Origin of the sequence: Agromyces sp. CF514 (assembly GCF_900113185.1) — a bacterium.
Classification (GTDB): Bacteria; Actinomycetota; Actinomycetes; order Actinomycetales; family Microbacteriaceae; genus Agromyces.
Window position 1 is genome coordinate 1,450,309 of sequence record NZ_FOZD01000001.1, and the last position, 24,586, is coordinate 1,474,894.

The 24,586-nt window shown below is 71.0% G+C and carries 19 protein-coding genes and 1 pseudogene; 14 read left to right on the top strand and 6 right to left on the bottom strand.

Annotation, left to right across the window (positions count from 1 at the left end; translation table 11 throughout):
• A complete protein-coding gene (gene recR, locus BM342_RS06405) occupies positions 1-597 on the top strand; it encodes a recombination mediator RecR (protein ID WP_092964599.1) in 597 nt (198 codons plus the stop codon).
• A gap of 110 nt (positions 598-707) precedes the next feature.
• Positions 708-1,073, top strand: a complete 366-nt coding sequence (locus BM342_RS06410; protein ID WP_092964600.1) for a nuclear transport factor 2 family protein — start codon at positions 708-710, stop codon at positions 1,071-1,073.
• 27 nt (positions 1,074-1,100) lie between these two features.
• On the opposite strand, the gene BM342_RS06415 is transcribed toward BM342_RS06410, so the two are convergent.
• The gene (locus tag BM342_RS06415) at positions 1,101-1,604 is read right to left on the bottom strand and encodes a hypothetical protein (protein ID WP_092964601.1); all 504 of its coding nucleotides are present in this window, start codon (positions 1,602-1,604) and stop codon (positions 1,101-1,103) included.
• A 116-nt stretch (positions 1,605-1,720) separates the two neighbouring features.
• On the opposite strand from BM342_RS06415, the gene BM342_RS06420 reads away from it, so the two are divergent.
• The 4 genes from BM342_RS06420 to BM342_RS06435 all read left to right on the top strand — a co-directional run bounded on the left by BM342_RS06420 (position 1,721) and on the right by BM342_RS06435 (position 7,397).
• Positions 1,721-2,995 (top strand): aspartate kinase, encoded by a 1,275-nt coding sequence (locus BM342_RS06420; protein ID WP_092964602.1) that lies wholly within the window; start codon positions 1,721-1,723, stop codon positions 2,993-2,995.
• 167 nt (positions 2,996-3,162) lie between these two features.
• Positions 3,163-4,218, top strand: a complete 1,056-nt coding sequence (locus BM342_RS06425) for an aspartate-semialdehyde dehydrogenase (protein ID WP_092964603.1) — start codon at positions 3,163-3,165, stop codon at positions 4,216-4,218.
• Between the two features lie 55 nt (positions 4,219-4,273).
• A complete protein-coding gene (locus BM342_RS06430) occupies positions 4,274-4,987 on the top strand; it encodes an SGNH/GDSL hydrolase family protein (protein WP_092964604.1) in 714 nt (237 codons plus the stop codon).
• A gap of 22 nt (positions 4,988-5,009) precedes the next feature.
• Positions 5,010-7,397, top strand: coding sequence for a putative bifunctional diguanylate cyclase/phosphodiesterase (locus tag BM342_RS06435; RefSeq protein ID WP_177232080.1), 2,388 nt, complete (start codon positions 5,010-5,012; stop codon positions 7,395-7,397).
• Positions 7,398-7,508: 111 nt separating this feature from the next.
• Here the strand turns inward: BM342_RS06435 and BM342_RS20260 are convergent.
• A pseudogene (locus BM342_RS20260) lies at positions 7,509-8,999 on the bottom strand (chitinase); the annotation flags it as partial.
• 115 nt (positions 9,000-9,114) lie between these two features.
• On the opposite strand from BM342_RS20260, the gene BM342_RS06445 reads away from it, so the two are divergent.
• On the top strand, positions 9,115-11,490 hold the full coding sequence (locus tag BM342_RS06445) for a glycosyltransferase family 2 protein (RefSeq protein WP_255368571.1): 2,376 nt from the start codon (positions 9,115-9,117) through the stop codon (positions 11,488-11,490).
• An 83-nt stretch (positions 11,491-11,573) separates the two neighbouring features.
• Here the strand turns inward: BM342_RS06445 and BM342_RS06450 are convergent, their stop codons facing one another.
• Genes BM342_RS06450 through BM342_RS06465 form a run of 4 tightly spaced genes read right to left on the bottom strand, consistent with a single transcriptional unit; the run spans position 11,574 to position 15,744 of the window.
• On the bottom strand, positions 11,574-11,957 hold the full coding sequence (locus BM342_RS06450; RefSeq protein ID WP_092964606.1) for a RidA family protein: 384 nt from the start codon (positions 11,955-11,957) through the stop codon (positions 11,574-11,576).
• Positions 11,958-12,015: 58 nt separating this feature from the next.
• On the bottom strand, positions 12,016-12,747 hold the full coding sequence (locus tag BM342_RS06455) for an IclR family transcriptional regulator (protein ID WP_092964607.1): 732 nt from the start codon (positions 12,745-12,747) through the stop codon (positions 12,016-12,018).
• Between the two features lies 1 nt (position 12,748).
• Complete coding sequence (locus BM342_RS06460; RefSeq protein WP_092964608.1) at positions 12,749-14,413, bottom strand: N-acyl-D-amino-acid deacylase family protein; 1,665 nt, start codon at positions 14,411-14,413, stop codon at positions 12,749-12,751.
• Positions 14,413-15,744: a type III PLP-dependent enzyme domain-containing protein gene (locus tag BM342_RS06465; protein ID WP_092964609.1), complete on the bottom strand. Its 1,332-nt coding sequence runs from the start codon at positions 15,742-15,744 to the stop codon at positions 14,413-14,415. Before BM342_RS06465 ends, BM342_RS06460 begins: the two co-directional genes overlap by 1 nt.
• Before the next feature lie 103 nt (positions 15,745-15,847).
• Here BM342_RS06465 and BM342_RS20145 point away from each other — a divergent pair, with 103 nt between their 5' ends.
• The 7 genes from BM342_RS20145 to BM342_RS06505 all read left to right on the top strand — a co-directional run bounded on the left by BM342_RS20145 (position 15,848) and on the right by BM342_RS06505 (position 24,534).
• Positions 15,848-17,515, top strand: coding sequence for a PfkB family carbohydrate kinase (locus tag BM342_RS20145; protein WP_255368574.1), 1,668 nt, complete (start codon positions 15,848-15,850; stop codon positions 17,513-17,515).
• 252 nt (positions 17,516-17,767) lie between these two features.
• Positions 17,768-19,432, top strand: a complete 1,665-nt coding sequence (locus tag BM342_RS06480; protein ID WP_092966623.1) for an ABC transporter substrate-binding protein — start codon at positions 17,768-17,770, stop codon at positions 19,430-19,432.
• A gap of 51 nt (positions 19,433-19,483) precedes the next feature.
• On the top strand, positions 19,484-20,488 hold the full coding sequence (locus tag BM342_RS06485) for an ABC transporter permease (protein ID WP_092964610.1): 1,005 nt from the start codon (positions 19,484-19,486) through the stop codon (positions 20,486-20,488).
• The gene (locus BM342_RS06490; RefSeq protein ID WP_092964611.1) at positions 20,481-21,578 is read left to right on the top strand and encodes an ABC transporter permease; all 1,098 of its coding nucleotides are present in this window, start codon (positions 20,481-20,483) and stop codon (positions 21,576-21,578) included. Before BM342_RS06485 ends, BM342_RS06490 begins: the two co-directional genes overlap by 8 nt.
• A 5-nt stretch (positions 21,579-21,583) precedes the next feature.
• On the top strand, positions 21,584-22,465 hold the full coding sequence (locus BM342_RS06495; protein ID WP_092966625.1) for an ABC transporter ATP-binding protein: 882 nt from the start codon (positions 21,584-21,586) through the stop codon (positions 22,463-22,465).
• Positions 22,462-23,310 carry an ABC transporter ATP-binding protein gene (locus BM342_RS06500; RefSeq protein WP_255368576.1) on the top strand — a complete coding sequence of 283 codons (849 nt, stop codon included), beginning with the start codon at positions 22,462-22,464 and terminating at the stop codon, positions 23,308-23,310. Before BM342_RS06495 ends, BM342_RS06500 begins: the two co-directional genes overlap by 4 nt.
• A gap of 69 nt (positions 23,311-23,379) precedes the next feature.
• On the top strand, positions 23,380-24,534 hold the full coding sequence (locus BM342_RS06505) for an ROK family transcriptional regulator (RefSeq protein WP_092964612.1): 1,155 nt from the start codon (positions 23,380-23,382) through the stop codon (positions 24,532-24,534).
• Positions 24,535-24,586: the final 52 nt, after the last annotated feature.

Here is a 24,586-nt window from a genome sequence, read left to right on the forward strand (position 1 = left end):
GTGTACGAGGGCATCGTCCAAGAGCTGATCGACGAACTCGGCCGGCTCCCCGGCATCGGGCCGAAGTCGGCGCAGCGCATCGCGTTCCACATCGTGCAGACCGAGCAGTTCGACGTGAGCCGCCTCGCCGAGATCCTGATGGACGTGCGCCAGAAGGTGCGCTTCTGCGAGATCTGCGGCAACGTCTCCGAGCAGCAGACGTGTGCGATCTGCCGCGACCCGCGCCGCGACCCGACGCTCATCTGCGTCGTCGAAGAGGCCAAAGACGTCGTGGCGATCGAACGCACGCGCGAGTTCCGCGGGCTGTACCACGTGCTGGGCGGCGCGATCAGCCCGATCGACGGCATCGGGCCCGATGAGCTGCGCATCCGCCAGCTCATGCAGCGACTCGCCGACGGCACGGTGGTCGAGGTCATCATCGCGACCGACCCGAACCTCGAGGGCGAGGCGACGGCGACCTACCTCAGCCGGCTGCTCACGACCCTCGAGATCCGGGTCACGCGCCTCGCCTCCGGCCTGCCCGTCGGTGGCGATCTCGAGTACGCCGACGAGGTCACGCTCGGCCGGGCGTTCGAGGGCCGCCGCATCGTCGGCTGACCCGACCGCTCGCCGCGACGCCCTGCTCGCCCGGCCGGGCGGGCCGGCTGCGGCATCCGTTCGTTCTGCCGAGGGTTGACGCGCGGCGCGCCGTGGACTGGACTGGGGGCATGGCCGTGAGCCGGGGTGCCGAGTGGGTCGCGGGCTACGTCGCGGCCTGGGAGTCGAACGACCCGGCGGCGATCGGCGCACTCTTCACCGATGACGCCGTCTACCTCACGAGTCCCGATTCCAAGCCGCGGGTCGGTCGCGACGAGATCGTCGCGGGGTGGCTCGAAGACCTCGACGAGCCGGGCACCTGGGCCTTCGACTGGAAGGTGCTGCACGAGCGCGACGGGTTCGTGGTCGTGCAGGGTCGCACGGTGTATCCGGCCCGCAAGAACGACTACCTCAACCTCTGGATCATCCGGCTCGCGCCCGACGGCCGGGCCAGCGAGTACACCGAGTGGTACATGGCCCGGGGGCACCGGGACTGAACGCGGCGCGCCCGCCCGCGGCATCCGTCAGCGCAGCACCTCGATGAGCACGACCCACGAGTACAGGATCGCCGCGGCGATGGCGAGGATCGTCGCGACCGCGAGGAGCCAGAGCCCCACGACGACCGCCCCGGCGAGCAGCGCGATCGCGCCGGCGAGGTAGAGGCCGAGGGGCAGCGTGCCGACGATCGACTTCGCGAGCTGCTGCGCGGGCGTTCCGTGGTGCTCGCTCGAGTCGGCCCGGATGACGCGGATCGCGTGCACCTGGAAGCCGCCGACGAGCAGCGTGAGCACCAGCACGACCCCGCCGTACACCGCGCTCGGCTGTTCGGGCGCGAGCGCCAGGCCCGTGACCGCGATCGCGAGCACGAGGGTCGCGATCCCCACGGCCGCGCGTGCCGGAAGCGTGGCGGATTTCAGGATGGTGCCGATGTTCACGGACATCGCGACGATGAGCAGGCCCGCCAGCGCCGCGGTCGCGCCCACCATCGCGACATTGAACTCGGACCACTCGTCGAGTGCCTCGGTCATGCCCGAACTCTAGCGCCGTCACATTGCCGGAGGGGTATACGCGCCGCACGTATGATGGGGGTTCCGGCGTCCCGAGGTGCATTCCCGGCGCCCCCTCCCACCCCCTTGGAGACCACGTGGCGTTGATCGTGCAGAAGTTCGGCGGGTCCTCCGTCGCCGACGCGGAGAGCATCAAGCGCGTGGCCAAGCGCATCGTCGAGACCCGCAAGGCGGGTAACGACGTGGTCGTGGCGGTCTCCGCCATGGGCGACACGACCGACGAACTGATGGACCTCGCGAACGACGTCACGCCGATCCAGGCGCCTCGCGAGCTCGACATGCTGCTCTCCGCGGGCGAGCGCATCTCGATGGCGCTGCTCGCGATGGCCATCAAGAGCATGGGCCACGACGCACGCAGCTTCACCGGCAGCCAGGCCGGCATGATCACGGATGCCACGCACGGTGCCGCGCGCATCGTCGACGTCACCCCGGTGCGACTCCGCGAGGCGCTCGACGAGGGCGCCATCGTCATCGTCGCCGGATTCCAGGGCTTCAGCCGCGAGTCGCGCGACATCACGACGCTCGGCCGCGGCGGCAGCGACACGACCGCCGTCGCCCTCGCCGCCGCGCTGCAGGCCGACGTCTGCGAGATCTACACCGACGTCGACGGCGTGTTCACATCCGATCCGCGCATGGTGAAGAAGGCGCACAAGCTCGACCGCATCACCAGCGAGGAGATGCTCGAACTCGCATCCTCGGGTGCCAAGGTCCTGCACATCCGTGCCGTGGAGTACGCGCGCCGCCACGGCGTGACCCTGCACGTGCGCTCGTCGTTCAACAACAACGAGGGGACCATCGTCTACGACCCCTCGCGTCTTCCCGAAGGAGCTGCTGTGGAAGAGTCCGTCATCGCCGGAGTCGCCGTCGACCTGTCCGACGCCAAGATCACCGTCGTCGGCGTGCCCGACAAGCCGGGCGTCGCCGCCAAGATCTTCAAGATCGTGGCGAACACCAACGCGAACGTCGACGTCATCGTCCAGAACGTCTCGGCGGCCACCACCGGCCGCACCGACATCTCGTTCACGCTGCCGAAGACCGACGGCGAGAAGGCGCTCACCGCACTCGCCTCTGCGAAGGACTCGATCGGCTTCGAGTCGCTGCAGTACGACGACCAGATCGGCAAGCTCTCGCTCGTCGGCAACGCGATGCGCAACGCGTCGGGAGTCTCGGCCAAGCTGTTCGAGGCGCTGTTCGAGGCCGGCATCAACATCGAGATGATCTCGACGAGCGAGATCCGCATCACCGTGGTCACGCGCGCCGACAGCGTCGCCGACGCCGCGCGTGCGGTGCACACCGCGTTCGATCTCGACTCCGACGTCGACGCGGTCGTGCACGGCGGCACCGGCCGCTGAGGCGCGCGCCCGCGGCATCCGTCGACTGCCGCATTTCGGGGCAAAGCTGCCAGAACAGGACGAATGCCCGCATTCGGTGCTGAACCGGCTGCGGCGTCCTGCACACTGGAGAGACGATCGTCCGGGTCGCGGTGAGGCCGCGAACCCGCAGAGATAGGGAATCACGCATGGCACAGGGAGTGAACATCGGCGTCGTCGGCGCCACCGGTCAGGTCGGCGCCGTCGTGCGTCAGCTGCTCGAGGAGCGCGACTTCCCGGTCGCCTCGATCCGCTACTTCGCCTCGGCGCGGTCGGCCGGCTCGACGCTGCCGTGGAAGGGCGAAGACATCGTCATCGAAGACGCCTCGACCGCAGACCCGACCGGCCTCGACATCGCGATCTTCTCGGCCGGTGCGACGCTCTCGAAGGCGCAGGCGCCCCGCTTCGCCGCGGCCGGCGTCACGGTCGTCGACAACTCGAGCGGCTGGCGCATGGACCCCGAGGTCCCGCTCGTCGTGAGCGAGGTCAACCCGCACGCGATCGACGAGGCCGTCAAGGGCATCATCGCGAACCCGAACTGCACCACGATGGCGGCCATGCCCGTGCTCAAGGTGCTGCACGACGAGGCCGGACTCGAGCGGCTCATGGTCTCGACCTACCAGGCCGTGTCGGGCGCGGGCCTCGCCGGCGGCGAGGAGCTGCTCGCGCAGGCGAAGGCCGCGGTCGCGCAGGACGCGATCAACCTCGTGCACGACGGCCGTGCGGTCGAGTTCCCCGAGGCCGAGAAGTTCCCGCGCACCATCGCGTTCGACGTGATCCCGCTCGCGGGCTCGATCGTCGACGACGGCGACCTCGAGACCGACGAAGAGAAGAAGCTGCGCAACGAGAGCCGCAAGATCCTCGAGCTGCCGGGCCTCCGCGTCGCGGGCACCTGCGTGCGCGTGCCCGTCTTCACCGGCCACTCGCTCTCGATCCACGCCGAGTTCGCGAACCCGATCACGCCCGACCGCGCCACCGAGCTGCTCTCGGCCGCACCCGGCGTCGCGCTCAGCGACGTGCCCACCCCGCTGCAGGCGGCCGGCACCGACCCCAGCTACGTCGGTCGCATCCGTCAGGACCAGTCGGCCGACGACGGCAAGGGCCTCGTGCTCTTCATCTCGAACGACAACCTGCGCAAGGGCGCGGCGCTGAACGCCGTGCAGATCGCCGAGCTCATCGCGGCGAAGCTGCCCGCGGCGGTCTAGGCCCGCCCGGCATCCAGCCGAAGATCCGAACGCCCGTCGGCCCCGAACCACTCGCATGAGCGGAACTCGAGGCTGGCGGGCGTTCGGCGTCGCGGCGGCGTGCATCGGCGGCGGCGCGGTGCTCGGCGTGCTGCTCGCGGCTTGCGGCGGCGCACCGGCATCCGATCGCCCGGAGCACGCGTTGCCGGCCGATGCCCCCGTGGTCGCCTTCTACGGGGACTCGTACACGCTCGGCACCGGAGCGAGCTCGCCGGAGCGGCGCTGGTCGAGCATCATCGCCGCCGGACGGGGGTGGCGCGAGTTCAACCCGAGCGTCAACGGGCTCGGCTTCGTGAACAACCGTTCGGCCTCGCTCGGCGGCCCGGCGCCCGACCTCGTCGAGGCCATCGTCGCGCACGAGCCGGCGCCCGACCTCGTGTTCGTCACGATGGGGCTGAACGACAACTTCTCGATGCCGTCGCGGGCCGACGAGATCCGCGACGCGATCGACGGCGACCTGGCGAGGCTGTCGGAGGGCCTGCCCGACGCCCGCCTCGTCGTGGTCGAGCCGTTCTGGTACACCGACGAGCGCCCCGAGTCGGTCGAGCAGATCATCGGCTGGGTGCGATCGGGTGCCGAACGCGTCGATGCCGAGTGGATCGGCGGCGCGTCGCACTGGATCGAGGGGCATCCGGAGTGGATGGCCGCCGACGGCCTGCACCCGAACGACGACGGCTACGCCGAGATGGCCCGTCGGATGGACGCGGAGTTGCAGGCCATCGGCCTCTGACCCGCCGCCTATGCTGGCCGACATGGGGGAGACGCGGTACTCGCGGTGGGAACTGTCGTTCCTCGTCGCAGCCTGGGTGGTGTTCGTCGCGTCGGTCGTGCGGGCGCTGCAGGTGGTGCTGGTCGAACTGCACCCCGCCCTGCTCGTCGTGCTCGCCGTCGAGGTGGGGGCCATCGCGGCGGCGTCGACCTTCCGGATCGCGATCGCCGACACCGCCGCAGTGCCGATGGTCGGCATGGCGGCGTCGCTGCTCGTGCTGACGGTGGCCGCGGAGTGGCCGCTCGCGGGGGCGGGGGTGTTCGGGCTCGGCATCTTCCTCGGCTACTCGGTGCTGCTGCGCAGCCCCGTGCGAGCCGGTTATGCGGCGGGCGTCGCCTCGCTCGCGGCGTTCGCCTATCTCTGGTCGGTGCAGGCGCTGACCGCGCTCGCGTGGCCGCCGCCGATCGCGCTCGCCGTCGGCGTCGCCGTGTACCTGCTCGTGATCCTCACGGTGGAGGCGGCACGCCAACGCTGGCGTTGGACCCTCGACGGAAGCGTCGGGTTCTCGGCGGTGCGACCCGTGCGGCTCGTCGCGGTCTGGGCCATGATCACCGGCCTGGCCGTGCTGGTCTGGGGACTCGCTCGCGTCGTGGTCGGATGGCCGGAGGTGTCGACCGCGTCGTTGGTGGCCGCGCTGATCATGGTCGCGGGCGCCATGGCCTTCCTCGCCGTCGCGCCGCTCCGACGCCTGCGCGAGGCGACGGTGCGCCTCGACCACGTCGTCGAGGCCGCACGCGACCTGCCGTGGGCGCAGGTCGACGACGTCGAGGCGCACCTCGTCGACCTGGCGCGGGAGGCGGTGCGCGCCGAGTCGGTCGCCCTCGGCACGCGACGGGCCTCGGAATCCGAGATCGAGGCGATCGTGCTCGACGCCGAGGGCGACCTGCTGCACCTGGTCGCGACGCGGCCGCTGAACGCGCTCGCGTTCTCGGCGAACGACCGTCGCGTGCTCGACTCGCTCGCGCACATGGGCTCGGTCGTCATGCAGTCGAGGGCCGACATCCGCCAGCTCGAGCGTCGTGCGGGCTCGGACAGCCTCACGGGACTGCCGAACCATCGGGCGTTCCAGGACCACCTCGAGGCCGCGAACGAGGCACGGGGCGTCGACGGTGCGACGGGCCTCGCCGTGCTCTACGTCGACGTCGACGACTTCAAGGACCTCAACGACCATCTGGGCCACCGGTTCGGCGACCACGTGCTGCAGTCCGTGGCCGCCAGGCTCGTGGAGTCGGTGCGGCCGGGCGACGTCGTCGCCAGACTCGGAGGCGACGAGTTCGCCGTGATCCTCTCGCCGCTCGCCTCCAGTGACGAGGCGCGGTCGATCGCGGACCGGCTCCTGGCGCGCTCGGGCGAGGTCATCGAGCTCGACGGCATGGCCGTGCTGCCGAGCCTGAGCGTCGGCGTCGCGTACTCGGAGCATCGCGAAGATGACGTCGCCGCACTCGTGGACGAGGCCGATCGCATGATGCTCTCGGTCAAGCGCGCGGCGAAGGAGGAGACCTCGCCGCGGATGGGCAACGTGGGCATGACGACCCGACGATCGGGCCGCATCAACGACGTCGTGGAGCACATGATCGACGTCGACGGGCACCGTCTCGCGTTCCAGCCGGTGGTCAGCCTCATCGCCGACCGGGTCTGGGCGTTCGAGGCGCTCCTCAGGGTGCGCGATGCCAACGGCTCGCCGATCTCGCCCGACATGTTCGTCGAGGCGGCCAAGCAGCTCGGGCGGTTCAACGAGCTGACCGAGCAGATCGTGCATCGGGCCCTCGCGGGCGCTCGGAGGTTCGTCTCCCTGGAGTCGACGGTCGCATGCGTGACGGTGAACATCGACGCGGGGCAGATGCTGCCCGGCGAGCTCGGCGGGTTCCTCGAAGGCGTGGTCGAGGAGTACCCCGAGGTGCAGCTCTGCCTCGAGCTCAACGAGCGCTCGGTGCTCACGGCCGACGACGAGATGCGCGCCCAGATCGCGCGACTCCGGGCCCGCGGCATCCTGATCGCCCTCGACGACTACGGTTCGGACCGGTCATCGGTCGCCTCGCTGGTCCGGGTGCCGATGGACATCCTCAAGATCGATCGCGCACTCTCGGACTCGTTGACCGAGCCGGCGCAGGTCGCGGTGCTCCGCGCGCTTCAGGAGTTCGGGGACACGCTCGACTACTCGATGGTCGTCGAGGGCGTCGAGGATGCCGCCTCGGCCGCGGCCCTGCGCGAGATCGGGGTGCGCAGCGCGCAGGGGTACTACTACGGCGTGCCGATGACGGTCGATGCGACGGCTGAGCGCCTTCGACGTCACGGTGCGCGCGCCGTGCTCGACGGCCAGGAGCTGCGCGAGCTCGTCGAGATGCAGCAGTTCGAGGGACCTACTCCGTAGTCGGCGCGCCGTCGGGGCCGTCGGGTCGGCTGCAGGCTCTTCGACGGCCGCCGACGGGTCGACGGGGGCGGCCGTCACGTCGGCCGGGTCGATCGCGGCCCACGGGGAGCTGTCGGGGTCGACCTCGGACTCGCGGGGGCTGTCGCCCTGCGTCCACCACTTCGCCTCGTAGGGGAGCCCGTCGAAGAGCACCCGGTCGCCCTGGTTGTAGATCGCGTCGCCCTGCCACTCGGGATACGTGCCGGGCGGCACCGTCGGCATCGGGATCGGGGTCTCGCCGGGCAGCACCGGGCCGATGAGGGTCCACGGCGTCTCGAACTCCTGCAGCACGGGGTTGTCGGGCACGTCGCCCTTCGTCCACCACTTCGCCTCGTAGACGTTCTGCCGCCAGACCACCTTCGAGCCCGCGCGGTACGACGTGCTCTCGTCCCAGATCGGGTAGGGGCTGGTCGCCGGGTCGTCGGTCGGCACCGGCGGCAGGGTCTCGGGCGCCGTCGTCGCGCCGACGCCGGCGAGCGGTCGCCCGTCGAGGTCGGCGCCCAGCACCTCCGCGTAGGTCTGGTCGCCCTGATCGACGCCGCTGCACGAATCCGACACGCGCTCGAGGTCGTAGTAGTTCGGCCCGCAGGTCACGTCGCGGTTCAACGACCACATCGAGGTGCGGCCGATGCGCTCCTGCACGACGAAGGCGTTGACCGTGGCGGCATCCTCGAGGGTGAAGACCTCGTCGACCACGTCGTTCTGGCCGATCATGGGCGTCGCGCCGATCTTGCCCCACAGGGTCGCATCGGTGAGCGGCGTGTCGTTGCGGTCGTACAGGATGCCGAGCTGGCGGTGCGCGGCCTGCAGCGCATCGACCGAGGCGTCGCCCATCGACTGCGTCTCGGGCTTGCTCTCGCCGTAGTTCATGGTCATCACGTTGAGGCCGGCGAGGTCGACGCCCTCCGCCAGCATCTTCGCGACGAGGTCGGTGCCGTCGGGCGTGAGCCCGTCTGGCGTGACCGGCAGGGTCAGCCAGACGTCGACGGGGTCCCCGGCGGCCGCGCGCTGCTCCTGCAGCTCTGCGACGGCCTTCGCGCGACGCTCGATCGACGCGGCATCGGTGAGCGCGTCGCCCTCGAGGTCGAGGTCGATCGCCGACGTGTCGTAGCGGTCGAGCACCGCGGCGTAGGCGTCGACGAGGCGGGACTCGTCGGCGCAGGCGACCGCGAGTTCGTCGTTCAACTGCCCGCCGAACGAGACGAGCACCTCGCCGCCCTGCTTCTGCACTCTGGCGATGCGGCGATCGAGGTCGAGCGTGGTCTCGGCCTCGTCGAGCGAGTACGCCGCACCCCACGAGGGCACGCACGGATCGTCGGTCGAGGCGACGACGAACGAGAGCACGACGTCCTGGTCGGCCTCTCCGCGCGGCTGCTCGAATGCGAAGAACGGCGTGGCCGTGACGTCGACGTACGCGGCGAACCACGGCTCGCTGGTCTTCGACCTGCTGTCCTCGAACCAGCGCCAGCCCTGGAACCCGGCGAAGACGAGGGCCGCGATCACGGCGACCAGCACGGTCAGGCGCACGGGTGAGACGTGACGCCCGGGGAATCGCTTCGACATGGCCCTCGCAGGGTTGAGGATGTGGAACGGCAGCGGGCAGCCGTACGCACCATGCTCGAGCCCCCTATCGTATCCTACAGACGTTGTTCCATTCGAAACGGTTACGGGGGGCCGGATGACCGACGACGAGATCGCTCCGCGTGCACGGAAGCGCCAATGGGGTGCCGAGCGGCGATCGGAGCCGATGTCGATCGTGCACGCGCGCCCGAGCGTGGCGAAGATCGCCTGGGGTCGCATCGCGATCGTGCTGACCGTGGTCTTCTGGCTGATCTACGTGGTCACGACGATCATCCGCGAGTTCATCGAGGCGCCCGGCGGGTTCCGCTTCACGATGGAGGCCATCGGCTACCTGATCGTGGTGACGTTCCTGACGTTCTCGGCGTCGATGTACCTGCTCGCCCGCCAGGGCGCGCTCTACCGGTTCCGCGATCATCGACGCGTGCCGCGGGCCGAGATCGACCGGCACTTCCGCCACCACGCGGGTGGCATCACGGTGCTCGTGCCCTCGTACGCCGAGGAGCCGGGCGTCGTGCGCGGCACGCTCTGGTCGGCCGCGCTGCAGGAGTACGCGGATCTGCGCGTCGTGCTGCTCGTCGACGATCCCGTGGTGCCGAAGACCGACGAGGACCGCGTGCGGCTCGAGGCCACGCTCGCCCTGCCCGGGCAGATCGAGGACGCGCTGCGCGGCCCTTCGGCCAGGTTCGCGGGGGCGCGCGAGGCGTTCGAGCGGGGCATCCGGGACGGCGGTCAGGTCACGGCGTCGCAGCTGGCGGGCCTCGCCGACGACTACGAGTCCGCCGCGGTCTGGCTCGAGACGATGGCCGACGAGGAGCCCGTGGTCGACCACGTCGACGAGTTCTTCGTCGACCAGGTGCTCATGGGCCTCGCCTCCGAGCTGCGCCTGAGCCTGCTCGCGCTGCGCGCCGCGATCGACCAGCAGGCGCTGCCCTCGGCGGACCGCATGCTCGAGCTGCACCTTCGGCTCGAACGCATCTTCTCGGTGAAGGCGTCGTCGTTCCAGCGCAAGCGCTACGCCTCGCTCTCGCACGAGGCGAACAAGGCGATGAACCTCAACGCGTACATCGGGCTCATGGGCCGGGGGTGGCGCACCGAGGAGTCCGCCGCCGGAACGCTGCTGCGCCGCGTGGAGGACCTCTCGCAGGCCGACTTCTTCGTGCCGGACACGACCTACCTGCTGACGCTCGACGCCGACTCGCTGCTGCTGCGCGACTACTGCGTGCGGCTCGTGTACTTCCTCGAGGAGCCGGGCAACGAGCGCGTCGCGGTGACGCAGACGCCGTACTCGTCGTTCCGTGGCGCCCCGACCCGCATCGAGCGCATCGCCGGGGCCACGACCGACCTGCAGCACATCCTGCATCAGGGCATGAGCTATTACGGCGCGACGTTCTGGGTGGGCGCGAACGCCGTGATCCGCAAGCGCGCGATCGAGGACATCGTCGAGATCGAGACGGTCGGCGGCTTCGAGATCGCCACGTACATCCAGGACCGCACGGTCATCGAGGACACCGAGTCGAGCATCGACCTCGGCGCGCACGGCTGGACCCTCATCAACTACCCCGAACGGCTCAGCTACTCGGCGACGCCGCCCGACTTCGGCTCGCTCGTCGTGCAGCGGCGGCGCTGGGCGAACGGCGGCCTGCTCATCATGCCGAAGCTGTGGAAGCAGGCGCGCGACCGCAGGTTCCGCCGCGAACGCATCCTCGTGCGCGAGATGTGGCTGCGCACGAACTACATGGCGTCGATCGCCTGGGCGAGCTTCGGCCTGCTGTTCCTGCTCGCCTACCCCTACGACAGCCGCCTGCTCTCACCCGTGGTGTTCCTCGCTGCCCTGCCGTACTTCATCGCGATGGGCAGCGACCTGCGCTACTGCGGGCACCGGTTCTCGGACATCTTCCGCATCTACGGGTTCAACCTCGTGCTGCTGCCGGTGAACCTCGCGGGCGTGCTGAAGTCGATGCAGCAGGCGCTCACCGGCGAGAAGATCCCGTTCGTGCGCACCCCGAAGGTCAAGGACCGCACGGCGGCGCCCGCGATCTACGTCATCACGCCGTACCTGATCGTCGCGTTCTCGCTGCTGACCCTCTGGCGTGACGTGCTCGCGCAGAACTGGGGCAACGCGGCCTTCGCGGCGTTCAACGCGGTGCTCGCGTTCTACGCGATCCGCGCCTACATCGGCATCCGCAACTCGTTCGTCGACATCTGGCTGGGCATGCTCAACTGGCTCTACGTGCCCGATCGCAAGCAGGCGAAGGCTTCGGATGCCGCGGGCGCGCCGGGTGCGGGTGCGGCGGCCGCGGGGGTCGCCGGTGCTGCGGCCGGTTCGGCCGGGCCCGCGGGCGAGGCGCCGCCGGCGGCTCCGAAGCCCGTCGACTGGGAGGGCATCCTGTACCACGGCGATCGTCGCCTGAACCGGGACCTGCGTCGCGACAACGACCGGCGTCGCAGGGCGGGCTCGCGCGCCGGGTCCTGAGCGCGGGCCACGCCGACGACGGCGACGGATGCCGCGGGCGGCCGCCCGCGGCATCCGGATCCGTCGTCTCGGCGTGCCGTGCGTCAGCCCTGGGGGATCGCGGCGACCACGTCGATCTCGACGAGGATGTTCGCGAGGCGCGAGCCGACCGTGGTGCGCACGGGGTAGGGCTCGGTGAAGAACTCGGCGTAGGCGACGTTGTACTCGGCGAAGTCGGCGAGGTCCTCGAGGTGCGCGGTGACCTTCACGACGTCGTCGAACGTCAGGCCGTACTCCGCGAGCACGGCGCCGATGTTGCGCAGCACCTGGCGGGTCTGCTCGGCGGCGCCGCCCTCGACGACGAGGCCGGTGGCCGGGTCCTGGGGGCCGAAGCCCGCGGTGTACAGGAAGCCGTTCGCGACGACGCCGTGGCTGTAGGGGCCGGCGGGCTTGGGCGCGTTCGAGAGGGTGACGGCGGTCTTGGGCATGGGTTCCTCCGGTGGTGTTTCGGTTTCGGTCGGTGGTCAGCGGTCTGTGGTCGGCGGGTCAGGCGATCTCTGCGGAGATCGCCGCGGCGGCCTCGCGGAGCGCGGGCAGGTGACGTTTCAGCTGGTCGAGGTCGGCGACCATGCGCACAGCGGTGACCGAGATGGCGCCGACGACGCCGAGCGGGCTCTCGATCGGCACGGCGAGGCAGTTGACGTACGGCTCGAACTCGCGGTCGTCGGTGGCCCAGCCGCGGGCGCGCACGCGCACGAGCTCGTCGTCGAGGTGTTCGCGCGTCGTGATCGTGAGGTCGGTGTAGCGCTCCCAGGTGACGCCGTCGAGCACGGCGTCGCGGCGCGGCACGTCGAGGTTCGCGAGGATCGCCTTGCCGACCGCCGAGCAGTAGGGGATCACCGCCTTGCCGATGCGCGAGTACATGCGCACGCCCGACTCGTCCTCGGCCTTGTCGACGTAGACGATCGACCGGTCCATGAGGGCTGCGAGGTGCACGGTGTTGCCCGTGCGCCGCTGGAGGCGACGCACGTGCTCGGCGCCGACATCGCGCAGGTCGAGCGATTCGAGCGCCTCCTTCGAGAGGGCGGCGAGGCGCGTGCCGAGCGTGTAGCGGCCGTTGCCGCGGCGGCGCACCCAGCCCACCTCCTCGAGCGCCTGCAGCTCGCGGAACATCGTCGAGCGGTGCAGGTCGAACGCCTCGGCGAGTTCGGCGACGGTGCGCGGGTCGGCGGCGATCGCGTCGATGATGCGCGCGGCGCGGGTGACGGACTGCGACATGTCAGGCCTTCCTTCCGGTCGAGGAGGGGCGCAGTGCGGTCTCGAGCCCGTCGGCGACCACGCGATCGGTGCCTGAGCGACGGATGCTGCGGCCCGGCGTCGCCCCGGTGAGCCGGCCGTCGGCCAGCACGGGCACGCCCGCGACGAGCACGTCGTCGATGCCCTCGGCGAGGGCGAGCGGCGCGTCGTAGGTCGCCCGGTCGGCGACGCGAGCGGGATCGACGAGCACGAGGTCGGCGACGGCGCCCGGTCGCACGCGGCCCCGATCTCCGAGCCCGAACCGGTCGGCCGCCCTGGTCGAGACGAGCGCCGCGGCATCCGCCCAGCTCATGGCGCCCTGGTCGACGACGAGCGAGCGCAGGTACCTGGCGAACGAGCCGCGCGCCCGCGGGTGCGGGTGGGCGCCGACGAAGATGCCGTCGGAGCCGCCCATCGCGCGCGGGTGGGCGAGGATCGACGCGAGATCGGCGTCGCTGCGGGCGTACGGCACCGCCATCACGACGTTGACCTCGAGCCGCGAGGCCGCGAGCACGTCGAGCGTGAACTCGGCCGGTGTCGTGCCGGCGCGTGCGGCGGCGGCGCCGATCGTGAGGCCGTGCGCCCACGCGAACTCTGGCCCGGCGATGTGCGCGAGCGTGAGCTGCTCGGGCCAGTCGGGGCCGAGGCTCGGGTAGTCGACGATCGTCGGGAACCACTCGTCGAGCAGGCGCGCGCGCTCGTCGGGGTCGGCGAGCAGGGCCAGCACCTCGGCGGTCGGGCGCACGGTGATCGACGCGGGCAGCACGGGCATCGCGAGGATCGAGCAGCCCCGCGTGTACGGGTACGCGTCGAAGCTCGCATCGACGCCGGATGCCGCGAGCCCCGCCATGAGCCCGTGCACGAGGTGCGGCTCGGCGTGGAAGTGCGACACGTGTACGGCGACGCCCGAGTGCTGCGCGATCGCCCGGATCTCGTCGATGCCCGCCTGTGACCCGGCCTCGTAGCCGCCGCGCATGTGCGACACGTACACGCCGCCCGCCGCGGCGACGGGTTCGGCGAGTCGCGCGAGCTCGTCGGTGGTCGCGAACGCGCCCGGCACGTAGTCGAGTCCGGTCGACAGGCCCACGGCGCCGTCGGCGAGGCCCTCGGCGACCAGGGCGAGCATGGCGTCGAGCGCGGCGGGGCTCGCGGCATCCGTCGACCGACCGCAGATCTCACGGCGCACCGTGCCTGCGGGCACGAGCAGGGCCTGGTTCACGGCCGTCGCGCCGTCGTACGACGCGAGCAGTTCGCGAATGCCGCCGCCGGCGTACGTCGGGTGCCGGCCGTTGATCGCCGCGAAGTACTCGTTCGCGTAGGCGCCGTCGCCCGGTGCGTACGAGACGCCGTCCTGCCCGCCGATGACGGTCGTGACGCCCTGACGCAGGAGCGCGAGCTGGACGTCGGGGTCGAACAGCAGGCCGTCGGCGTGCGCGTGCGCGTCGATGAAGCCCGGCATGAGCAGGCGGCCGCGGCCGTCGATCTCGTGGGCGACATCGGTGCCGCCGGGGGTCGTGCCGCGGTACTCGAGGCGCGCGACGCGCCCGCCCTCGACCACGACGTCGACCGGTTCGGCCTGCTCGGCTCCGGGGCCGGAATCGCCGTCGACGACGACGACGTCGCGGATGACGAGAGCGAGGTCGGACATCAGAAGAACGTCCGCACGAGGTCGACGACGAGGTCGCTTCCGGCGCGCTCGACGACCGGCAGCCAGCGGCGCTTGTCGAACGCGGTGCACGGATGCGAGAGTCCGAGCGAGACCACGTCGCCGATCGCGACGGGCAGCGCGGCGCCCGGCTCGTCGGCCCGCAGGTACGCGTGCTGGTCGTTCAGGGCGGTGACGGATGTCGCGGGCAGGCCTCGCGCGTCACGGCCGGACGCCGCACCGTCGAGGGTCGCGGCCACCCCGAGCGGCACCGGCAGCCCCTCGTCGTACGGGAAGTCGCGCTTGCCGCCGTCGAGCAGGGCGAGGCCGGGCTCGGGGTGCGAGACGACACGGGCGTAGCCGCGCATCGCCGGCACGAGCAGGTCGTCGAGCGGCGAGATGCCGCGGTAGAACCCGTGGTCGTGCAGCAGCGAGGCGCCCGAGCGGAGGATCCACCGGGTGCGACGGCCGGCCGCGGCATCCGCCTCGATCGCGGGGGCGAAGGCCTCGGCGACGAGGTCGAGGTAGGCGCTGCCGCCCGCGCTCACGATGACGTCGTCGGCGGCGATCGTGCCGGGCTTCAGCAGCCCGGCGTCGAGCAGCAGGTCGCGGAGGGCGACGAGGTCGGCGAGGTAGCCGCGCACGGCGGCCAGTGCGGCGGGCGAGCGGTCGTGGCCGAGGCTGCCCTCGTAGCCCGCGACGCCCGCGAGTCGAAGCACGGGGGAGGCGTCGACTCGACGAGCGAGCGCGACGGCTCGCTCGAGTGTGCGAGCGCCCGTTCGGCCGCCGGGCGCGCCCAGCTCGACGAGCACGTCGATCGGGCGGGGGAGCGTCGCATCCGTTCCGTCGAGGGCCTCGGCGAGGCCGCGTTCCATTGCCTCGACCGTGTCGATCGAGTCGACCCAGCAGCGGAACGCGAAGTCGGGGTCGGCCAGCTCGCCGGCGATGAAGGCGAGCGCGGGCGGCGCGACGAGGGCGTTCGCGAGCATGATGCTCGAGACGCCGAACGCGCGGGCGGTGCGCACCTGCCCTGGCGTCGCCAACGTGAGCCCGGTCGCACCCAGGTCGAGCTGGAGCTGCCAGAGCGCGGGGGCCATCGTCGTCTTGCCGTGCGGCATGAGCTCCATGCCGTTCGCCTCGGCCCATGCCTGGATGGTCGCGGCGTTGCCGTGCATGGCCTCGGCGTCGAGCACCGTGAGCGGGGTCCAGAACTCGCTGACGCGGGGCTCGGTCGCCAGGAACTCGCGCACGGTCAGGCCCGCTGCGCGAGCCGGCAGGCCCGTGTCGGTCGGGGCGAGCACCTCGTCGCGGAGGTCGTCGATCCGTCGTGGCATCCGCTGCTCCTCATCGTTCGGGTGCTCGACCGCTGTCGCGGCGTTGTGTTGCATATGCTGCAACCGGCTTGCACCGAATCTGCACACCAGTCAGCATAAGGGCATGACCCCCCGCCCAGAAGTCCTCACCGTCGGCGAGACGATGGTGCTCGTGACGCCCTCGATCGCCGAGCCGCTCGAATCGGCGCAGGGCTTCCACCTCGACCCCGGCGGGGCCGAGTCGAACGTCGCGGCCCACCTCGCCGCGCTCGGCACGCCCGTCGCGTGGGCGAGCGCGGTCGGCGACGATGCCCTCGGGCGCCGGCTGGTGCGCCAGATCGCCGATCGCGGTGTCGACACCGCGCTCGTGGTGCGCGACGGCGACGCGCCGACCGGCCTGTACGTGAAGGATCCGGGCAACGGCGTGCGCTACTACCGGGCGGGCTCGGCGGCCTCGCGGCTCGGGCCCGCGTTCGTCGACGGGTTGCCGATCGCCGACGTGCGACTCGTGCACGTCTCGGGCATCACGCCCGCGCTCTCCGGCGACTGCGACGCCCTCGTCGAGGCGATCCTCGACGCGGCCGCCGCAGCCGGGGTGGCGGTGAGCTTCGACGTGAACCACCGGCCCTCGCTCTGGCCGTCGACGGATGCCGCGGCCGAGCGCCTGCTCGCCCTCGCCGCGCGTGCCGACATCGTGTTCGTCGGGCTCGACGAGGCGCAGGCATTGTGGGGCGCCGCCACGCCGGAGGCCGTGCGCGCGCTGCTGCCCGGCGTGCGGGAGCTCGTCGTCAAGGACGGCGCGGTCGGCGCGACCTCGTTCGAGCGGGCGGTGACGGATGCCCCGGGCGGGCCGGACGCCTCGGGCGGGACGGGCGCCGCGGGCGGGCCGGGCGGCTCGCGCGTCGGCTCCGACAACGTCGTGCACGTGCCCGCCCTCGTCGTCGACGCCGTCGAGCTCGTGGGCGCCGGCGACGCGTTCGCCGCCGGACACCTGCACGCACTGCTCGCCGGCCGGCCCGCCGCCGAGCGGCTCCGTTCCGGTCACGAGCGCGCCGTGCTCACCATCGCCGACACCGCCGACTTCCCGAGGACCGACATGACCACGAACCCGACCGCCGCCCCGGCATCCGTCTCCGACCCGTCTGCCCGCCCGGGCGCGGTCGTCGCGGGCGATCGCCCGCTCGGGCCCGTCTCGAACGCCGCGTTCGACGAGATCTTCGCCGGACGCCCGCTCATGGCGCTGTTCCGCGGCCTCGGCGAGGCGCGCAGCCTCGAGCTCGCCCGCACCGCGTGGAGCCTGGGCATCGACCTCGTGGAGCTGCCCATCCAGTCGGAGGCGGATGTCGCGGCGCTCGCCGCGGTCGCAGCGGCCGGTCGCGCCGAGGGCCGCCTCGTCGGCGCGGGCACCGTGCTGACGGCCCGCCACGTGGAGCTCGCGGCGGAGGCGGGCGCCGCGTTCACCGTGAGCCCCGGATTCGACGCAGAGGTCGTACGCGCCTCGACCGCCGCCGGCCTCCCGTCGCTGCCGGGCGTGGCGACCGCGACCGAGGTGCAGGCCGCGCTCGCCCTCGGGCTGACCTGGATGAAGGCGTTCCCGGCGTCGCTGCTCGGCGTGCCCTGGTTCCGCGCGATGGCGGGCCCCTTCCCGCAGGCGCGGTTCGTCGGCACCGGGGGGATCGACGCCTCCAACGCTCGCGCGTACCTCGACGCCGGGGTGCGCACGGTCGCCGTCGGCTCGGCGCTCGAGGACCCGGCGCAGCTGCCTGCGCTCGCCGCACTGCTCGCGGAGTAGCCGGACTCCTGCACCCACTCCAGCGCGGTACCGACCATGGTCGGTACCGCGCTGCTTCGCGTGCACCTGCGCGCTGTTCGTCGCGAGCTCGTCGCGCGGCCGAAACGCGCGGGAAACAGAAACTGAATGAGTTGTTTCCAGTTACTACCTTTTCTGTTAGGGTCGCTTCCAGTAACGCGTGAGCACCGAGATCCTGCACGCGGCGTCACTGCACCACCTTCCACGCAACGAAGCACGAGAGGAATGTCGGAGATGACTCGAACCACACGCTCCTTCGCGGTGGCACTCGCCGCCGGAGCGGCCGCGATCGCCCTGGGAATGACCGGATGCGCCCCGTCCGCCGGAGGTTCCGGCAGCGACAGCGCCGTTCTCCGGGTCTGGGCGGGCAGCGCCACGCCCATCAACAACAACTTCAACCCGTTCGCCGTCGACACCGCGGTGCACGCCACGTTCGGCGCGATCTACGAGCCGTTGTTCTTCTTCAACCAGCTGTCCGCCGACGCCCCGGTCGGGCTGGTCGGCGACAGCTACGAGTACAGCGAAGACGGCCGCACGCTCACGGTCACCATCAAGCCCGACCTGAAGTGGAACGACGGCGAGCCGCTCACCGCTGCCGACGTCGCCTTCACGTTCGGCTACGGCTCGAACAAGTCCGAGCAGTTCGTCTCGGCCGAGGCCACCGACGACACCACGGTCGTGCTGACGTACAGCGAGCCGCAGTTCACGAGCGCCTCGCTCACGCTCGGCTCGACCTACATCATCCCCGAGCACGTCTGGGCCGGCATCGACGACTTCATGGCCGAGACGAACCCCGAGCCGGTCGGCTCGGGCCCGTACAAGCTGAAGAGCTTCTCCGACGCGGCGTACACCGTCGAGGCCAACGAGTACTTCCGCGACGGGGCACCCGCCGTCGAGCAGGTGCAGTACGTCGGGCTCGACTCCAACCAGTCCTCGCAGGACCTGCTGACGACCGGCAAGATCGACTGGGTCGGGCAGTTCATCGCGAACCCCGACGCCGTCACCGCCTCGGGCGAGATCACCACGCTCAACCAGCAGCAGGACCCGACCACCATCACGACCTGCGCCAACGCGGATCTCGGTTGCGTCGGCCCGCAGACCGACCCGGCCGTGCGCCAGGCGATCAACGTCGCCATCGACCGCTCGACGATCGCCGAGAAGGCGTTCGCCGGCCTCGCGGGCGAGTCCTCGCCCTCGTTCACCCTGCAGCCGCGAGACGAGCAGTGGCTGAGCGACCCCGAGCTCGCGACCAGCCCGCAGACGGCGGATGCCGCCGGAGCCGGAGCCATCCTCGAAGCGGCCGGCTACACGAAGGACGCCGACGGGTTCTACGGCAAGGACGGCACGGCGATCGAGATCGACCTGTTCTCGCCCGACGGCTGGACCGACTACAACGACGCCGCCAAGCTCATCTCCGAGCAGGCGGCCGAGGCGGGCATCCGCATCAACGCCCGCACGGTCTCCGACGCCGAGTACTGGACGCCGATCCAGAACGGCGACTTCCAGATGGCGCTCTACGGGCTCACCCAGAGCCTCGTCGCGGACCCGTACTCGAACTACCACGAGTACTTCGCAGGCACGTCGACCGCGAAGGTCGGCGAGATGCCGCTCGTCGGGCAGAACTACTCGCGCTACACGAACCCGACCGTCGACGCGGCGGTGCTCGCGGCCGGAGCGACCCAGGACGTCGCGACGAAGCAGCAGGCGTACGCGGCCATCCAGACCGAGATCGCCCGCGACCTGCCCTACATCCCGGTGGTGCTGAACGCCTCGCAGTCCTTCTTCAACACCGAGAAGTTCAGCGGCTGGCCGACCGAGGGCGACCTGTACGCCGCACCGCTGCCCTACCTCGCGGTGGCCAACGCGGTCGTGCTCACGCACCTCACGCCGGTGAAGTAGGCCGACCGGTCACATGGAACGAACCACTCCCAACCCGAGGAAGGCGGCGGCATGAGCTTCTACCTGCGGAGGGTCGCCTTCTACCTGGTGACCCTGTGGGCGGCGATCTCGCTCAACTTCCTGCTTCCGCGCCTCCTGCCGGGCGACCCGGCCGCGATCATGCTGGGCAAGCTCCGGCGTGCGAGCGGCGGGCGTCCGCTCTCCGAGGAGACGATCCAGGCGATCACCTCGATCCTCGGGGCCGGGAAGGACATGTCCATGTGGGACCAGTACGTCGCGTACTGGGGCCGGCTGCTGCAAGGAGACCTCGGCGTCTCCTCGACGCGGTACCCGGCCACCGTCTCGGACCTGATCGCCGCGGCCCTGCCGTGGACGATCACGCTGGTCGGCGTCGCGACCGTCATCTCATTCGTGCTCGGCATCGTCGTCGGCGCATGGGTGGGGTGGCGGCGCGGCACCAAGCTCGACCATCTCGTCCCCATCACGACGGTCTTCCAGTCGATCCCGTACTTCTGGCTGGCGCTCGTGCTCGTCGCGGTGTTCTCGGTGCAGCTGGGCTGGTTCCCGATCGTCGGCGGCTACGACGTGTTCGAGTTCCCGGCGGGCCCCGAGCTCAGCTGGGCGTTCGTCGGCAGCGCGATCTACCACGCCATCCTCCCGGCGACCACGATCGTGATCTCCTCGGTGGGCGGTTGGCTGCTCGGCATGCGCAACATGATGGTCTCGACGATGTCCGAGGACTACGTCGTCACCGCGGAGGCCAAGGGCCTCACCCCCCGCCGCGTGCGCACCAGGTACGCGTCGCGCAACGCCGCCATCCCGAGCCTCGCCGGCTTCGGCATCGCCCTCGGATTCGTCGTCGCCGGTTCCATCGTCATGGAGCAGGTGTTCAGCTATCCCGGCATCGGCAAGCTCATGATCCAGGCGGTGCAGGGCCTCGACTACGCGCTCATGCAGGGCGTGTTCCTCGTGATCACGCTCACGGTGCTCGCGGCCAACTTCTTCATGGACCTCATCTACGGCTTCATCGACCCGAGGGTGCGACACAATGGATGACATTCAGCCCACGCTCGACCCGGCGGTCGACGACTCCGGCTACGCGACCGGTGACGACGCGCCGTTCCAATCGCCGGTCTCGGCCGAGGCGGTGCGCGAGACCAACCGCGACGTGAGCGCGACGGCGGCGATCGCCGAGGCCCGTGCGAGTCGCGGCGGCCGGTTCCGCAACATCCTGCCGAGCCGCTCGGGCAAGCTCATCTCGGGCGTCGTCATCGTCGGGCTCATCACGCTCTTCGGCATCTTCGGCCCGATGATCGCGCAGCCCCCGCGCGACTCCAGCAACGAGGCGCTCCAGCCGCCGTCGGCCGAGCACTGGCTCGGCACGACGAAGCTCGGGTACGACGTCTTCTCGCAACTTGCGTGGGGCACGCAGGGCTCGCTCTTCATCGGCATCATCGCCGGCGTCGTGGCGCTCCTGCTCGCCGTGATCTTCGGCGTCTTCGCCGGCTACTTCGGCGGCTTGCTCGACGAGGTGCTCACGCTCTTCACCAACATCGTGCTGGTGATCCCCGGGCTGCCCGTCGTCATGGTGATCGCCGCATACGTGCAGAACGCAGAGGGGCTGGGGCCGCTCGCCCGCAGTTCGCTGCTCGTCGCGCTCGTGCTCGGCATCACCGGGTGGGCCGGGTCGGCGGTCGTGCTGCGAGCTCAGGCGCGCTCGCTCCGCACCCGCGAGTACGTCGCGGCGGCGAGGGTGGCCGGCGAGAAGCCCGCGCGCATCATCTTCGTCGAGATCCTGCCGAACCTCGTGCCGCTCCTGGCCGCGCAGTTCATCTTCGGCGTCATCTTCGCGGTGCTCGGCGAGGCCGGCCTGTCGTATCTCGGCCTCGGGCCCACGGGCTCGATCACGCTCGGCACGATGCTGAACGACGCGCAGACGGGGCAGGCCGTCGGCACCGGAGCCTGGTGGTGGTTCGTGCCCCCGGGCGTGATCATCGCCGCGCTCGGCGCCGGACTGTCCCTCATCAACTTCGCGATCGACGAGGTCGTGAACCCGAAGCTCAGGCTCGCGCCTGAGAACGCGAAGCGCCAGCGCAAGGCCGCCAAGGCCGGCAAGGGCATCGCCGACACCGGAGCATTCGCATGAACGCCATGAACCCCGCGACCGTCAGGGGCGAAGCCGTGCTCACCGCCCGCGACGTCTCGATCGAGTACGAGGTCGATCCACCCGTGAAGGCGGTGCGCGGGGCGTCGATCACGCTCCACCGCGGCGAGATCCTCGGGCTCGCCGGGGAGTCGGGCTGCGGCAAGACGACCCTCGCCTACGGGCTCAATCGGTTGCTGAAGGCCCCGGCGCTCATGACCGGCGGCGAGATCGTGTTCCACGACGCATCCGGAACCGACATCGACATCGTCGGGCTCGACGGCGAAGCGCTCCGCACCTTCAGGTGGAGCAAGGTGTCGATGGTGTTCCAGGGATCGATGAACTCGTTGAACCCGGTCATGAACGTGCGCAAGCAGCTGCACGACGTGTTCGCGACGCATCGCCCGGCCATGAAGCGGGCCGAGCGCGAGACCCGGAGCGCCGAGCTGCTGAGTCTCGTCGGCGTCGATCCCGCCCGCCTCTCGAGCTTCCCGCACGAGCTGTCGGGCGGCATGCGCCAGCGCGTGATGATCGCGATGGCCCTCGCCCTCGACCCGCAGGTCATGATCATGGACGAACCGACGACCGCTCTCGACGTCGTCGTGCAGCGCGGCATCATCCGCGAGATCATGCGACTGCGCGAACGGCTCGGCTTCGCCGTGATCTTCATCACCCACGACCTGCCGCTGCTCATCGAGATCAGCGACCGCATCGCGATCATGCTCGACGGCGAGATCATCGAGCAGGGCGACGCCGAGCAGATCTACCGACGCCCGGGGCATCCGTACACCAGGCGGCTCCTCTCGAGCTTCCCGAGCCTGCGCGGCGAGCGCGGCGACTTCATCCGCACGGGCACGGGCACGGGCACGGGCGCCGGAGGTGCGGCATGAGCGGGCGCAGCACGGCGGTCGAGGCCATGACCCTCGAGGCGCGCAACCTGGTGAAGGACTTCCGGCTCCGCAGCGGCGTCAACGTGCGCACGCTGCACGCCGTCAAGGATGTCTCGTTCACCCTCGAACCGGGCCGCACGATCGCGCTCGTCGGCGAGAGCGGCTCGGGCAAGTCGACCATCGCCCGCATGATGGCGAAGCTCGAGCAGCCCACCTCGGGCGAGGTGCTGCTCGACGGGCGCCCGAGCGCCACTCGGGGCGGCGGCCTCGCCCGCTACCGGCGCGACGTGCAGATGGTCTTCCAGGACCCGTTCAGTTCGCTGAACCCGTTCCACCCCATCCGGCATCACCTCGAGCGGCCGCTGCGCATCCACTTCCCGCGGCTGTCGTCGCGCGAGATCCGCGAGCGCACCGACGAACTGCTCGAACGGGTGCGGCTCTCGCCGGCGTCGAGGTTCGCCGACCGCCGTCCGCACGAGCTGTCGGGCGGCCAGCGGCAGCGCGTGGCGATCGCGCGGGCCCTCGCTCCGGGTGCGCGCTTCATCATCGCCGACGAGCCCGTCTCGATGCTCGACGTGTCGATCCGCCTCGGCGTGCTGAACCTGCTCGCCGACCTCCAACGGCAGGAGCAGCTGGGGGTGCTGTACATCACCCACGATCTCGCGACCGCGAGGCACTTCTCCGACGAGATCCTCGTGATGTACCGCGGCGAGATCGTCGAACGCGGGCCGAGCGAGCAGGTGATCCTCGACCCGCAGCACGAGTACACCAAGACGCTGCTCGAGGCGGCGGCCGACCCGGACCGGCTCGGACTGCTGCGCGACGAGGTGCGGAACGGCGGGTGAGCCGAATAATCAGTAAAGATTCTTTTCAGATAGAGTGACGAGCAGGACAGACAGAGGAAGGCGGCCTGCATGAACCAGATCGATCCGGGCACCCCGACGTGGCTCGCGGCACGCAACGACCGCACGGCCTTCCGCCTGCTGCTCGAGCACGGTCCGCTCACGCGTTCGCGCCTCGGCGAGCTGACCGGGCTGTCCAAGCCCACCGCCTCGCAGATGCTCGCACGACTCGAGCGGGTCGGCCTGATCCACCCCGTCGGCGAGCGCTCGAACGGGCGCGGCCCGAACGCGGTCACCTACGGCGTGCGCACCGACCGCATCACCGGCGTCGCGATCTCGATCCTCGAACGCTCGATCCAGGCCGTCGTGGTCGATGCGGTCGACCACGAGCATCCGATCGTGCAGATCGCCACCGAGCCCGAGGGTCGAACCCCCGAGGGCGACGTGCGTTCGGCCATCCGCGCCGCGTGCGCCGAGGCCGGCATCGACGAGTCCACCGTCAGCCGCGTCGTCATCGGCGTGCAGGCGGCGTTTTTCGTCGACGGCGACGAGCTCTCGTTCACCGACACCCTGCCCGGATGGCCCCCCGTCGGGTCCCGGGCGCGCATCGAGTCGGCGCTCGGCATCGAGGTCACCATCGACAACGACGTGAACCTGGCGACGATGGCCGAGCGCTCGGCGGGCGTGGCGCATCTTGCGGCGAGCTTCGCGCTCTTCTGGATCGGCGACGGCCTCGGCGTCGGCGTCGACCTCGGTGGAACGGTGCACCGGGGCGCGTCCGGCGGAGCGGGCGAGATCGGCTACCTCGCCGTCCCCAAGGCGGCGACCCCGCTCGCACCGGCCGCCAACGACTTCACCGACCTGCTCGGCGGACCGGCTGTGGCCCGACTGCTCGGCGGCGCCGGCGAGTCGCTCGGGGAGATGCTGCCGCGCCTCACCGACGACGAGGCGGCACTGTCGGCGCTCGCCGACCGGGTGATCCTCGCGGTCAGCCCGCTGCTCGCGATCCTCGACCCCTCGATGATCGTGATCGGCGGACCGACCGGCATCGCCGGCGGCGACCGGCTCGCCGAACTCGTCGCCGAGCGGGTCGATCCGGCAGCGCATCCCAAGCTCACCATCCGCACGAGCGCGACCGGCGCCCAGCCGGTACTGCTCGGCGCGCGCCAACAGCTCGTCGAGCAGATCCGCGACCATCTCGAGGCCGACATCTCCCTGGCCACCTGACCTTCGGCTCCAGCTCGCGGATGCTGCTCCGCGCTGCTTCGCCGACCCTGAA